Genomic DNA, 13,622 nt, shown 5'->3' on the forward strand with positions numbered 1-13,622 from the left:
ACCGCCGCTCGAGCAACACCCGTCAAAAATAACAGAGTCAGCAAGCACCCTCTGACAACAAGCAGTGAGCACTCCTTAGCAGATTCACGACTGTGAAAGATTTCCTAAGCTCGTGATTGATATAATCTCACAATTATTATTAGGAGGATGCTGCATGAGCTACTCATGGTTATTGCCTGTAAGCACGGATGTTTGCGGAGCGGTTGTGTCTGAGCCTGAGCTGGATCTGTCACAACTTTCGCACTCAGAAATCGCCGCACTGGTCTACCTGCAGAACCTTCCCAAGCTGTCACAATCGATACTGTTGCCTGATGATCTGGAGAAACGTTTCGCCCGTAATATTCAAATCCCTCTTGAAGAGTTGCAGGCTTACCTAAAGGCCAGGCATGACAACAGCGCGCTGAGCCAAGGCGTTATGCTCTGCGCCCAATACGGCATCCATTTTATGGATCAAAAGGAAGTAGAAAGCAGACGCTATCTGCAGCCAGACGGTTCGTGGGACTTTTCCTACGCGCAGCGATTGCGGAATCTGGCTACCCCCTATCAGGTGGTACGACATGACGGCGTCCTGCTACACCTTAGCGACAGCCAGCGCCGTATTATGGATGCGGAGATGGCTATGCCTGAGGAGGTGATCGGTTCCCAGTCAAACGCCGGGACTGGCAAAACAACCATTTTATACGAGATGGTAGAGCGGATAGCTGTTCGGGATCTTAAGCCTGTCAACGACGGTTCAAATCTGACCCACTTATCGGCGATATCGTCGGTTTAAAACTGACCCACCCTTGGCGATTAATTGTTGTTTAATAGATCTTGGCTGTTGGCCGAGACCGGCGCGATACCCGCAGCGTTCTTGTCCTTCAGGCGGTAGCTCTCGCCACGGATCTGCACGATATGCGCATGGTGTAACAACCGGTCTAACAACGCTGCCGTCAACGTTGTGTCATCGGCGAAGGCATGGGACCACTGCGAGAACGGCAGGTTACTGGTTACGATGACACTGCCTTGCTCGTACCGCTTGGCGATGACATTGAAGAACAGATTGGCTTCTTCGCGGCCAAACGGCAGATAGCCAATCTCGTCGATGATCAGCAGCCGCGGAGCTAGCACGCTGCGCTTCAAGTATTGCTCTAGGCGTTCCTGTTTGCGGGCTGTTGCCAGCTGTAGCATCAGATCGGCTGCGGCGATGAAGCGCGTCTTGATGCCTTGAGCGACGGCTTTGTGACCCAGGCTGATGGCGAGATGGCTCTTGCCAACGCCACTAGGGCCGAGGAGTACGACATTCTCTGCTCGCTCCACGAAGGCCAAGCTTGTCAGTTCGTTCAGCTGTTTGCGCGGCGCTCCGCTGGCGAATTTAAAGTCATAGTCCTCGAAGAGCTTGCGCCCAGGGAAGCCGGCAAACTTGAGTAAGGTCTCGCGGGAGCGCAGGGACCGTGCATCCAGTTCCAAGCGCAATAGCTGCTCGAGGAAGACGGCAAAGGTGTCTTCTTGCGAGGCGCAACGGTCGGCCATGGCTGACCATTCGCTAGCTAGCGTGTCGAGCTTTAGGTTCGCGCAGGCGTGTTGGATACGCTGATGTTGCAGATTCATGGATGCGCCTCCAGTAGCCGGTCATAGGTGCTCAGCGGATGTTGGAAGCTCTCCCTGGGCACAGGCCGTGCGGTGACTGGCATTTGCTCTGGACCCCGTTTTGCCTGCCGTGGCAAAGGTCTGAGCTGGAAGCGCTCCTGATCCAGCAATACCTGGGGCTTGATGCCGGTGGTGCCGTGGATACGTTGATGTGCTACACGCTCAAGCCATGGGCCTATGTGAGCATTGGCCGTTGCCACGTCCAGCCGCAGGCCGGTCTGGGTTAGGGTAGCTGCCAGAGGCGTGATGAAGCTGTCCCCCGGTGTCAGGGTAGTTGTCGCTTGATCGGTTTTACCTGAATCCAATCCCGGGGACGGTATGAGTCATGCAATGCCACGTTATGCACCAGAGCGAAAAGAAGCCCTGCTGAGAAAGCTGTTGCCCCCGCACAACCTGTCTGTTGCTGAGTTGGCCCGGCAGGAAGGTATCTGCGAGCAGACGCTTTATAATTGGCGCAAACAAGCCAAAGCCGGAGGAGCTGTTGTGCCGGGAGATCAAAAGCTGACTGACAACTGGTCGGCAGAAGCCAAGCTGGCGGTCGTTATTGAAACCGCCGCATTGTCAGAGATTGAGCTGAGTGAGTACTGCCGCAGCAAGGGTCTCTATCCACAACAAGTAAAGGCTTGGAAAGCCGCCTGTCTGGCCGGCCAGCAAAGCGCCAAGACGCAAAGCCAAGCTGATCGTGAGCAGGCCAAGACAGACAAGAAACGCATCCGCCAATTGGAACGTGAACTCAACCGCAAAGAGAAGGCCTTGGCCGAAGCCGCCGCACTGCTGGTGTTGCGAAAAAAGCTGAATGCCTACTGGGGCGACGACAGCGAGGATATATGACCTCGCTGCCAGTCAGGCAGAACTATGTCGAATGGCTCACTGAGGCCATCACCAACGGTGCACGCAAGAAGCCGGCGTGTGGTGAGCTGGGCATCAGTTTGCGCACCTTCCAGCGCTGGACTCAAGAGAACACCATGAAGCCTGACGGCCGTACCACTGCCATACGCCCCGTACCAGCTAATGCGCTCACCAAGGCAGAACGTCAGGCCATTCTGGAGCTGTGCAACAGCGAAGAGTTCGCGCATTTGCCGCCAAGCCAAATTGTGCCGCGACTGGCTGACCAGGGTCGTTATGTCGGCTCTGAAAGCAGCTTTTACCGTGTGCTGCACGCCGCCGATCAGCAGTACCGTCGTGGCCGCAGCCAACCGCCTCGTCGGCATCCTGCGCCCACAACACATGTAGCCACAAAGCCCAACCAGGTCTGGTCCTGGGACATTACCTATCTGCCATCGCCGGTGCGTGGTCAGTATTACTACCTGTATCTGATTGAAGATATTTACAGCCGCAAAGCCGTTGGCTGGGAGGTGCACAGCGCCGAGTCTGGCGAAGAGGCTGCCGCCTTGTTGCAACGCAGCATTCTCAGCGAAAAATGCCTGCGTGAGCCGCTGGTGCTGCATTCTGATAACGGTGCACCCATGAAGTCTGCGACCTTGCTAACCAAAATGTATGACCTTGGCGTCACGCCTTCGCGCGGCAGGCCCCGCGTAAGTAATGACAACGCCTTCTCGGAATCACTGTTCCGAACATTGAAGTACTGCCCTCAATGGCCGCAGAACGGCTTCGCCAGCCTGGATGACGCCCGGGCCTGGGTCAGGGACTTCATGTACTGGTACAACCACGAGCACCGGCATAGCCGGATCCGCTTCGTGACGCCAGCGGAGCGCCATCTGCGCCTGGATGTGGATATCTTGGCAAAGCGTCATTCGCTGTATCAACAGGCACGCTCAGCGCACCCGGAACGATGGTCAAGGAATACGCGAAACTGGGACGCTGTGAGGGAAGTAACACTCAATCCAGAGAAGCAGCAAAACCTGCAAGAAGAACCGCAGCTACAGGCTGCATAAAAGTATGGTCTACGCGACAACTACGTTGACAAACACCGCTGTTCTTCAGGTAGCCATTGAAGCGCTCAACCTTGCCTTTGGTGCGGGCCCGGTAAGGTCGGCAAGCGCGGGCGATAAAGCCGTAATCCCGCGCGGACGCCAGCAGTTGCGCATTCCAACGATGATGGCCTTCGCCGTAGGCATCGCGCTCGATCATGATGGTCTTGGCGTTGTCGAACAGGATCTCCTGGGGCACGCCTCCGAAGTACTGGCACGCCTCTTCGATACCGCGTAGCCAGTCCTCCTGACGTTCGTGCTCGGAAAATCGGACGTAGGTGGCGCGGCTAAAGCCCAGCGTGGCAACGAAGGCTTTAATCGTACGCCGGTGGCGAGAGATGGTCGTGAAATCGACCTGCATCTGTTTGCCTGGCGGCGTCTCGAAGCGGACCACCGGATCAGGCTCGACCGTTTTGAACTCGGCAGTGTAGTGCTTGAGCTGGGTGATTCCGCCGGTGTAGCCACGGTTTTGGATCTCGCTAAACAATACCGTGGCCGGTATCCAGTGCGGCTTGGCCGCCTCGATTCGCTCTAACAGATAGGGCTTGTAGGGCTCCAGCTTCGTTGGTCGCGGGCCCCGGTCCGGATAGCTAGCTACAACAGACAGGTCCCGCAGGTACCGTCGTACGGTATTGCGCGACACTCCCAGTTGCTGTGCGATGGAGCGAATACTGTTGCCTTGGCCATGTAATACATGAATTTCCACGAGTCTCTCCTGAGTCAACATCGGCCGCCGCTCTGATCATTTGATTAGGCGGCCATTTTGCTTCAGGTGGGTCAATTTTAAGTCGACGCTGGTGGGTCAGTATTACTCCGGCGGTGACAAGCCCGTGACCGTTTTGGCTGACCAACCACAGAAGCATAGGCCCCTGCTCCATAAACTGGGTAAGAAGAAATACCAGACTTACAAAAGCCGCATCCATCTGCTGACCTATATAGGCCTGGCTATTGAGTTGCTGGCCGGCTCCAATCGCCGCCTGGCGGAACGGTTCGGGATCGCACTTGGGACGCGCTACTCGGCGACAGTCTTAGTCGAACGCGCCCAACTGGCCGATCCTAGTCGCATGGGTGTAGACCAGCTTGCAGCACAAAGCTGGGAAATCGTACGCAGATACTGCAACAGCTTGGACCCGGTCATATCCGAGCGTCATATCCCTCCGAGCAAGCGCCTACATATGGGCAAGATCGAAGCGGCAGCGGCGGTAGACTCCGCAATCCGCGTCTGGAATGCCATGATCAATTTGACCCATTCAGACATGCCGATGCGTGGCTTCCATCTGGTCAAGCTGTTGCAATTGTCTAATAAAACCTTACCAGAGCGTTACGGCACCATATTAATAGATGAACTGCACGATGCTCCCCGGGTGATGGTAGAGGTCCTGCAGCGTAGCGGGCTGCCCCTGCGAATGTTGGGCGATCGCTATCAAAACTTCCGAGGTTTAGATCTGCCTTTCACTGGTACGCTGCTGACATGCGAGATGACAGTCTCACTGCGCGCAGGGACGCGGATGGCTGATTATGTCAACCCGCTTATCAACATGCACCCGCTACGTTCAACTTCGCCGTTTTCAGCAGATGCCCGCAAAACCACTGAGTTCCATGAGTATCCCGCAGATGGGCTACCCTTGGAGCCGGCAGTGATGCCGGCGCCGGATGAATGGGGAGTCGTAGACATGCTTATCCGCGGACGCAAGCAGGGTCGCGCGGTTGATGTTTTTGACCCTGGCAGAACCTTGAGTCACTTTGTTAAAGACTGCAGAGAACTTCTCAAGCATGGACGCCGCTCGACCCACGGGGCACTCCGACGCTACGACTCGTGGGAGTCAGTAGCCCGAGCCATGATCTGGAGCCCAGCATTCCAGCGCGTGGAAGAATGGTTAAAAAATGGAGACCATTTCGACCTGTCATACCGTTCGGTACCAGAAAGCGAACTCATAGGCCGACCTCTGAATCTGATCGCGGTCAAATTACACGACATCAAATCTTTCGAACTGCCGATTCTAGCTCTGCCGGAAACACTCTACTACCTGGCTCGGGAAGGCAGCCAACGGGAATTAGCGCGCACCTTATCCATGCTGTATACGGCCGTCACCCGGGGTGCCGAGCGGGTACACCTACCCGACTCGCACAGGGAGTGGCTGACCTATCTGGACAATCCCGTAACTGCGTAAAAGGCGACGGTACAACGGGCTAAGAAACGTTGTTTAGCTTATTTCGCTCAATAGCCGCCGCCTCCCTACGGGCGGCTTTGGTTAGCTGCAACTAGTAGCAATTGACATATTTCTGCAAGTCGCCTTGATCCGCTTCGTGTTGCACCGAGATACTTGGAGTTATTGGGTGGGGATGTGTGCTGAAGCATTGCAACCCATCTGGCTAAGCAGAGCCTTGGCGTTGCTCAACAACTGGTGCTTGACCTCTAGCGGTGGTAGCGCCCAAGCCTCGCTCAGCAAATTGACGGTAATGTCGAAATCCCAGGGCATCACCGGACGCCCTTCCAGCTGCGCGAAAGGCCCATCGCTTTCAGGAAGGACCCTATCTTTCGGAAGCTTTTTGGCTAGCGCCTTCCCAGCCGCGGAATGGAAAGCCGCGGGGCCAATGCTGAACCAGCAGCCTTGCCCAGCAGCGGCCTTGAGCTCTAATGCCGTACCGGTGAACCAATGCAGCACCGGGATGCCGTGGTCAGGGAACTCACTGAGTAGCGCCAACACGTCTAAAACCGCCTGTCTCGAGTGGATGCTGAGCGCACGCCCTCCCAAGTCATGGCATCGCTTCACGGCAGTAGCGAAGACTTGCTTCTGCTTTAGGTAGCTAGAAGCATACCTCTTAGAGCCATCCAAACCGATTTCACCGACAGCAATGGCGCCATCAATCAACTCTGTGAGGAGGTCCAATTCTTGGAAGCGCTCGCCGACGATCTCAGGGTGAAGGCCCGGGCTGATCAGCATTGCTTCGTGGTGACCAAGCACCGAGCTCGTTGCCTGGAAAGCCTTCGGGCTCGTGGTTACCAGCCACGTGAACGCATTGCGGCTCAGAGCCTCAGCATGTACTTCCCTAGCTCTGGGGTAGAGATCTACATGGCAATGGAAGTCGATCAAAGCAGTTGGTCCTGAACAAGAACAGCTTCCAGCTCAGCAAGTCCCTGCTGCAGGACTCGGCGATAGTCTGGACGCTCCTCAATAGGTGCAAAGGCCAGTGTGCCGCCCAGGAATCGATCCAGCCCTCTCTGCTTGGCATCGAGCACAGCCAGAGCTACTGCCATGGGATCATCGGGACCGCCTGACTTATCGCTGCCTAGTACGGTCGGAAAGCGATAGTTGGTTTGATCGGACCCCGGCCCCCACGCAAAGAAAGCTGCTCGACGGATCAGGCAAGGTACACAACGGCCACAGTGCTGGCGATTATAAGTCCGGAAGCGCCCGCAACTTGTGGAGTCCGAAGCCAACTCTCTCAACCTGTCCTGATCGAGACAGCCCCGCATCATCTCTCCTTTGGTTTGGAAGCGATAAGGCAGTATCAACTCAACGGATATCCCGAGCTCATCGAGTACGCTTTGAAGCGTGCCGATGAAAAGCGGATGGGTCGTGCGCGTACTCAGGCTCGAGACTCGGCCAGGGACCAGTGGAGGGTTGATGCAGATAAACCCGTTTTCAGGGATGTAGATTTGCGGCCTGGGCAGACTAATCTTCGTCGAGGCAAGCACCGCAAATGCATAGAAGGCCAAGGATCGAGCTCGGGTCGAGGATTCGTGTGCACCTTTGAAATTGATGCCATGACTCCATTGATAATGCCCGCCAGCACCTGCCAGCAGTTGTGCATAACGTCGTTGTAGTGCCGAGTCTTTGTGCGCAAGCTGGGAGACAAACAGAGGACGTCTGCCTTCGGTGACCAAATTGATGCCACCAATCAGGCTATCTAGCCCACCTGACAGCAAAGACACACAGTCGCTCTGAAGATAGGCACCATCCCCCTGAGGTGGCTCAAACCCTGCGTCGTTGAAAACCAAAGTCCAATAGTCGCCGGTCAGAACCTTTAGCATGTTCTCAAGACGATGTTTGAGAGGTAGCCAACGCAGTGGTTCGCAAAGTCCCACTGTGAGCTGGATCGTACGGGTCCACCCATCTGCGCTGGTACTTCTGGGGCTAGCCAGGTCAGCGCTGCAGACCGCTAGACAGAATTGAACAAAGTCCCAGACTGCCGGCGACGGCCGAAAGCCCGATCGTTTTAATGATCCATGCCAACGGTTAGCAATTGTACCAACGCCATCGCGTTGGGCTCCCTTGAAATAGGAGAACGCTCGCTCATCCGCCTGCAGCTGCTGCGGGATCCTTTCCGCCTTGGAGCACATTACCTTGTTCATTCGGCAAACACCTGCAACGCAGTTTGAAGGACTGACTGGGCTAAGTTTTTAGGATCTGCATGCGAAGCTTGCTTCTCCTCCAAGATCGCCCGCACTTCTGCCCAAACCCATTCTCTTATGTCGGCTCGGCGCTCTTGGATCATTACAGGATCATGCTTGAGCTTTTCGTAGGTCTGCCCAAGCTGCATATCAATGCGCTGACAGATTTGGTTAGCGATCGTCAGCCCTACTACTTCGGCAATTTGCGCATCAGTCAGAGCAAAAATGTCTACATCAGGGTGATTCTCATAGAGCTTCGCTAGCGCCTCAGCACCTGCATCATGCAAAGACTCCTCATCAATACTGCCGAAACCCGAACTGACTTCTTTCAAGACCTCAAGCGCCAAGTCGGAAGCGGAGAGATTGGCCGAGCGGCAGCGTGCTACCCAGTCGGTCACTCGCTGGTCAGTACCATCACGAGCAGCGGCCAGGAACTGACCAAGAGCTCCTGCCCCTCGTGCAGTGCTACGCATGGTAGAAGCAGCGCGACTCGCTCCTCCCATTCCTTTGGACACCATGCTCCTGGTCGCACTACGAAGATCGTCGCGGTTACCACTGCCTAGGTAAGATCCCATTTTTGCCCGGGCAGGGCCAAAGCGACGATCCGGAGCGATAACATTCTGTGGAGCAACAGGTGCCTCACTGGCAGGAGCCCCCTCTTGGTCAGAGTCAGTTTGCTCACCACCATCCGAGCTGCGAGCTGTAGCTCCATCTGGAGCCAGCCACTCTGGGTCAAAAGGAGAGCCTGAACGGCCACCACTGCAGGATGTTGATGTACCCATCAGTTCTTCTTCCTTAGGTGCTCAATCGCCGCCTTTGTATTCTTTGGCAGTTCATTTAGATCCTTCCAACGCTCCAAGACCTCGCGCGCCCAGGACTGAGCACCTAGAGTAGGTATGATGCCGGGGCCAACTTGCTTTAGAGGCGCTTGCTCCAACAAGCTGGCCGCCTTTTTACCCAGCTCGGGAAAGACCTTGCAGCACTCGATGAGCATCACGATCTCTTCGTTGCTTCTCCAGGTGCGCGTAGTGCTGCAGTTCTGCCATGCCTTGATCATCGCCAAACCAGTCTGATCAGGCCCAACCTTGTTTATAAGATCCGTAAGGGATTGGTGCCCACTCTTTGCCGCCTTCAAAACATCGCGAAGCTGTCGTGAGTCAGGCGTCATATTGTCATCGCCGAAGTCACGAGTCCCCGAGTCACGGCTCAGGTGAAGCAATGGGCGGAGATCTTCAGTGCCGAGTGCAGGTGGCAGTTCGAGCCACTCCCTAGTGAAGGGATTGTCCTTAAAGGGCTCGTGCAAGCCAGCTTGATTAGCGGCGGCGTTTTCCGCGTCGGCCAGGATCTGTACTCGACCGTCATTATCCGAATGCACTTGGCCAGCAATCTCCTCTGCAAGCGCTTCATCACAGCGCTCAAGAAGGTGCCATTTTGCCAATGCCGCGATATCTAGCTGGATGCCCTGCGGCGCAGAAAGGGCTTCACGCAGGTAAATCGTGTTTAGAAAGCGCTTCATGAGCCGGGGATTGGCATTGACTGCTGACGAGCGATGTAGAAGTGATGCCAACCCTTCTGCTAGGTCCATCAATCCTCGAAGCGCTTCATTTTCCCCAACTAAAGCGTAGAGAAAATCTTGATTGATCGTCTCACCTTTCCAGCTGTTTCGAAGCCTCTCGGGAACAAGCCTGAGCGCGTTTTTGAATTGGTCACGAGCGAATGTTCCGACATTGGCCTCTCGCTCAAGCAGCAGCAGAACCAGATAGGCTTTCGCCTCATTGAGACCAAGCCGCGGGACATGAAGCGGAACCTGAATGAGCTTGTCGAAGTAGTTGGTAGCCACATCACTCGAAATTCCTGCCCCATCAAAATGGACTTTCACAGCTGCCTTAATAAAGTCGTTGTCGGCCGCAACAACGAATGCGCTACGGCGAATGAACAGCAGTAGACGAATAGATTCGAGCGTTGAAATTGCGGTTTGTGGAAGGCATCGATCCAAGTCGTCGACAAAAATCACCAAGGTGATTTCAAGCTCGGCGAGAAGCTCTTCCAAGGTGTCTCGGAAGGCCTGGATGTGCGCCGGCATAGAGAACGGTTCGCTTGGTTTCAGCAAACCATTGGCCGCCGATCCAATGCCCTCAGCATCTATCGCTACCTCGCCCGGCTTTTCCAGGGAGGAGAAGAAGCCAGCAATTGTGTTGAACGTCTTGCCGAGGGCCCCGACCGGAATCCCAGTTGTCAATGTCAGTGCTGCCTCCCCACTCAGCTGGGCAATCCTGAGCAGGTTGATGCGACGCCACAGCTCAGCGGCCTTATTCGCGATGGTCTGGTTCTCTTTGGCAAGCCGAACAATCTCATCGCCGACGATCTGAAGCAGAGCACTGCGAGCAGACTCAAAATCTTGGTACAGCCAGGGATTGAAGGTGAGAACAACGAAGGTGTTACCTGGCTTGCCATCATCGACAGGCTTAGCTTCACCGAGAGCCTCCAGTCGAGACGCAATCATCTTCACCAACGACGACTTGCCAGCGCCCCATCCCCCGGACACACCGACGGAAATGGGCTCGCCATTTGCTCGCGTCAGCATGCTCGCACACGCATCAGCCACTACGCCGAAGTTTAGGTAATCAATTGCTGTCTCGTTGTCATGCCACATGGCTGAAAATCCATTTTCATTGGTCGAAGAACACCGCGATTATTACGCTAACCGGACCAGTTGCGAACTGCCACTGCTGATTTTGAAGTGAACTCTCTCAGTCTTGCTTACAATCGTCATCGATCAGTTTGGCAGGGCCAGTTTAAATCTGTAGCAAGCTGTACGTCCGCTTCTGGCCGTTTACTGCCCCTCCGGCTAGGCAGTTTACGACCCAAAGCTGCCTTCAAGACAGGGAAAGAATCGTCAAAACGACACCTCTCGATGATGTCTATCCAAGGGGCGATCACTAAAACTAATGAAAGCGAACCACGACAGTTGGCTACCATTCCCTTCCAAAATTACATGATGTTGCCTGGATGCCTTCTGCCAGCCGCATACTCGTTCAAATGGCCAATGCATTCGGTGAATTCTAATAGTGCCTCACAAACGATACCAGCCGTTTTATTTATGCGTGCGATCTCCTGAGCGGGAGTGAGACTCCAAACATTGGCCGCGCCTAAAATCACGTATGTGTATCCATCGCAGTACCATTTATTATAATCCGTTATCTCGTAGAAGATGCGCCGAACCGCACTAATGGCTCGCTCTTGAATGGCGTGCGTAATTGGATGCAGTGAATGCCAATGATGCACAGGTCTCCAATGGTCTTTTGGGCATTGCCTGATCAAATCCTGCATGACGACTACACATTCCCGGGGCACTTGGATAAACTTTGGGTCCCGGCACACACGGAAAACTACTCCCCTGCAAGCCTTCAGGAAGAGCTCCAACTTGCTGCATATTTCGGAAAAATCGAAGTTGGCATTCATCGGAACCCCATAAACAGACTCTCGTGCGCTTTCTTCCATCGCACGCTGCCACCCCCTTATGGTTTCACCTGGGAAGGTTAAGGGGTCATCGTCTACAAGCTTCGCGTGGTTGGCGCAAAGCCATGCACCGTTCTCATAAGCTCTGCGTTGCTCAGGCGTCAACGCGTTGTCAAACCGGGGCCCTCCTCGAGCTGCAGCTGAAACATGCGCAGCCTGCCCTAAATTGACGTTCTGCCCCTGTGGAGTGGACGCGTGGGTGACTCTCGGACAGCCTGGGTAAACGCATCGGAAGTGGACGTTCCGCGCCAGTGCGCTCTTGGTTGCAGACGTGAAATTATCTCTTCCCATCTCATCGTTCTCACTACATATCAAACATGGATTCCGTTTCACCGGTTACTCCGTATCGGCCGAACGTACCCAGAATTGAGGGTAGGTGATCCGGCTGCTTTCGCTCCCGGCTACTACTGTGTCGACGATTCGCACCATAAGCTCAGAAACTCAGCGTACACTCCACGTCGCCGGCTCCAGACTCTAGGGTCACTGCGCCTGATCTGCTCTACGCTCTGGGCAACGAAGGAAAACCGTGCTAATCAAGTCTGGCTGAAGAGGGGCACGAATGCTTCATCCCCGTCCTCGGGGAGCATTCCGGACGTGGCGTGAGGCGCGCGTGGGGCTGAATGAGTTACCGTGGCAGCTGAGATTTGGAGAGAGTGATCTCGTGGTTGCAACTGAATAGCCTCGCCTGGGTAGAAACCCTTCGGCCTAACAGCTGTCGCTCGTGCGAGGCGCCGCTTGGTCAACAACCAACGACCTCTTGCCCGACAGCAGACTCTTGCTGAAGCTCTGGCGACAGCGCACAGCCGCCGCTCGGTGACGACGCAAGCGGATTTGCGATTACCGATAATGATCAGGGAATAGTCGATATGAGCGCAGGCCGTTGAGTCCTGGCGCCAGGTGTGGCTCAACGGCAGTTACAGCCGAGCTTTCATCTGGAGCAGGCCGAAGAAGATCTGGCGCCAAGCATTATCCTGTTCCTGTAGGCGGTTCTAATGGATACCGTCGATCATGCCGTGGGTTGTGCGCAATCACGATGACAATCTGACCTTACGAGAAATCTCTAGGTCCGCCCTGCGGTATTCGTACTGCTTTTACCTCCGTAAAGAACCAGGCAGCCGATTTAATGCTGGAGTAACAGACCGACAATCAAATTCGCGACATCCAGTGCCTCATCCTAGCTGCGAAGATTGATGCGAACTGACTGCCGCAAGGAATTCCGCCGCCTCTCGATCTGATGGCGGCTCCGGCCTGATTTGGGCGGAGCCATCATCGTATACGTCGATAAAAACCCATTCCAGTTCTTCCAATGGCTGACCAATATCTGGTGGAGTCACCCAATGAAGTTGCGATCGGATCACCTTGGCGTTTTCGCTCATCTATACCTTCCTTTCTGAATAGTTTTTCTCGCCATCTACTGACACGGCAATACAAAGCAAGATAGGCGGTAACCGAGACGACATTTCTCCCTGCCACCGCCTACAGATTTTCAAACATGCAGCAGAAAACCCTAATTCTTTTCGTCTGTGTTGGAGGTGCTCGCGCCGTTGAAGGGATATCTAAGGCTCAGCCAACCCCCCATTCTTTCACCTAGAAGGGATAGTTACCGGAATTAGCGTTGTTCAGGCATAGCGTCAATTTCACCTGCCGCCAGAAGGTTTTGGGTATTCTCTCCCAGAGGTTAGGATCATATCGATAAGGAACAGGAGGAGCATAAATGAGTTTCGACACCCCAACGATGCGTGAAGAGATGATGGGTTATGTACTAACTTTCGGACTAGCGTCAGTACTTCTCGCGTGTTCTGGATTCGCTTGGTGGCAGCTATACCTGTTCCACAGCACGCCCTCGATCTTTTATTCACCCGTGGGGTGGGATTACAGGTACGCAGGGGCAATTATGTCTATGGGAGCCTGCAGCGTTTGGGCCTATTTCTATGCCGTCGCGGTTCGGTCTAGACACTGGTTAACGGTAGCCAAAAAAAGTTGGCATTTCTCGCTTCCCGCAGTGATCCTACTCATGAGCACCGGGGTCGCTACTTGGCAGGTCCATAAACTAGGCATTTAAAATCGTCGAAGAAGACAAGACCTGTTGAAGATTTGGAAGAGCCTGTCAACTGACGGCTTGCCGCAAGGGTGCTGGACGCTAACTG

At 54.7% G+C, this 13,622-nt stretch carries 9 protein-coding genes and 2 pseudogenes; 3 read left to right on the plus strand and 8 right to left on the minus strand.

Features of this window, described 5'->3' with window-relative positions; all coding sequences use genetic code 11:
• Window positions 1–154: 154 nt before the first annotated feature.
• Window positions 155–772 (plus strand): hypothetical protein, encoded by a 618-nt coding sequence (locus G3M63_RS02780; protein ID WP_163981813.1) that lies wholly within the window; start codon window positions 155–157, stop codon window positions 770–772.
• 20 nt (window positions 773–792) lie between these two features.
• On the opposite strand, the gene istB is transcribed toward G3M63_RS02780, so the two are convergent.
• Both istB and G3M63_RS02790 read right to left on the minus strand, forming a co-directional pair.
• On the minus strand, window positions 793–1,590 hold the full coding sequence (gene istB, locus G3M63_RS02785; RefSeq protein ID WP_150302439.1) for an IS21-like element helper ATPase IstB: 798 nt from the start codon (window positions 1,588–1,590) through the stop codon (window positions 793–795).
• Window positions 1,587–1,883 (minus strand): annotated as a pseudogene (locus G3M63_RS02790) (IS21 family transposase); the annotation flags it as partial. The gene istB and the pseudogene G3M63_RS02790, both read right to left, overlap by 4 nt.
• 76 nt (window positions 1,884–1,959) lie before the next feature.
• Between G3M63_RS02790 and G3M63_RS02795 the strand changes: the two are divergent.
• A protein-coding gene (locus G3M63_RS02795; RefSeq protein WP_163984141.1) for an IS3 family transposase occupies window positions 1,960–3,524 on the plus strand; the annotation gives its coding sequence in 2 pieces (ribosomal slippage) (window positions 1,960–2,422 and window positions 2,422–3,524; 1,566 coding nt in all).
• A 31-nt stretch (window positions 3,525–3,555) separates the two neighbouring features.
• Here G3M63_RS02795 and istA read toward each other — a convergent pair.
• Window positions 3,556–4,287: pseudogene (gene istA, locus G3M63_RS02800) on the minus strand (IS21 family transposase); the annotation flags it as partial.
• Window positions 4,288–4,390: 103 nt separating this feature from the next.
• Here istA and G3M63_RS02805 point away from each other — a divergent pair.
• Window positions 4,391–5,731 (plus strand): hypothetical protein, encoded by a 1,341-nt coding sequence (locus tag G3M63_RS02805; RefSeq protein WP_163981816.1) that lies wholly within the window; start codon window positions 4,391–4,393, stop codon window positions 5,729–5,731.
• Between the two features lie 159 nt (window positions 5,732–5,890).
• Here G3M63_RS02805 and qatD read toward each other — a convergent pair whose 3' ends face one another.
• The 5 genes from qatD to G3M63_RS02830 all read right to left on the minus strand — a co-directional run bounded on the left by qatD (window position 5,891) and on the right by G3M63_RS02830 (window position 12,851).
• Complete coding sequence (gene qatD / locus G3M63_RS02810) at window positions 5,891–6,655, minus strand: Qat anti-phage system TatD family nuclease QatD (RefSeq protein WP_150302395.1); 765 nt, start codon at window positions 6,653–6,655, stop codon at window positions 5,891–5,893.
• Window positions 6,652–7,917 carry a Qat anti-phage system QueC-like protein QatC gene (gene qatC / locus G3M63_RS02815; protein ID WP_150302394.1) on the minus strand — a complete coding sequence of 422 codons (1,266 nt, stop codon included), beginning with the start codon at window positions 7,915–7,917 and terminating at the stop codon, window positions 6,652–6,654. The genes qatD and qatC overlap by 4 nt, the downstream gene beginning before the upstream one ends.
• Window positions 7,914–8,354 carry a hypothetical protein gene (locus G3M63_RS19430; protein ID WP_218573647.1) on the minus strand — a complete coding sequence of 147 codons (441 nt, stop codon included), beginning with the start codon at window positions 8,352–8,354 and terminating at the stop codon, window positions 7,914–7,916. The genes qatC and G3M63_RS19430 overlap by 4 nt, the downstream gene beginning before the upstream one ends.
• A gap of 383 nt (window positions 8,355–8,737) precedes the next feature.
• On the minus strand, window positions 8,738–10,609 hold the full coding sequence (locus G3M63_RS02825) for a P-loop NTPase fold protein (protein ID WP_150302392.1): 1,872 nt from the start codon (window positions 10,607–10,609) through the stop codon (window positions 8,738–8,740).
• Between the two features lie 2,035 nt (window positions 10,610–12,644).
• Window positions 12,645–12,851: a hypothetical protein gene (locus G3M63_RS02830; protein ID WP_163981817.1), complete on the minus strand. Its 207-nt coding sequence runs from the start codon at window positions 12,849–12,851 to the stop codon at window positions 12,645–12,647.
• Window positions 12,852–13,622 lie beyond the last annotated feature (771 nt).

It is taken from the genome of Pseudomonas sp. OIL-1 (genome assembly GCF_010669185.1).
Taxonomy (GTDB): Bacteria; Pseudomonadota; Gammaproteobacteria; order Pseudomonadales; family Pseudomonadaceae; genus Halopseudomonas; species Halopseudomonas profundi.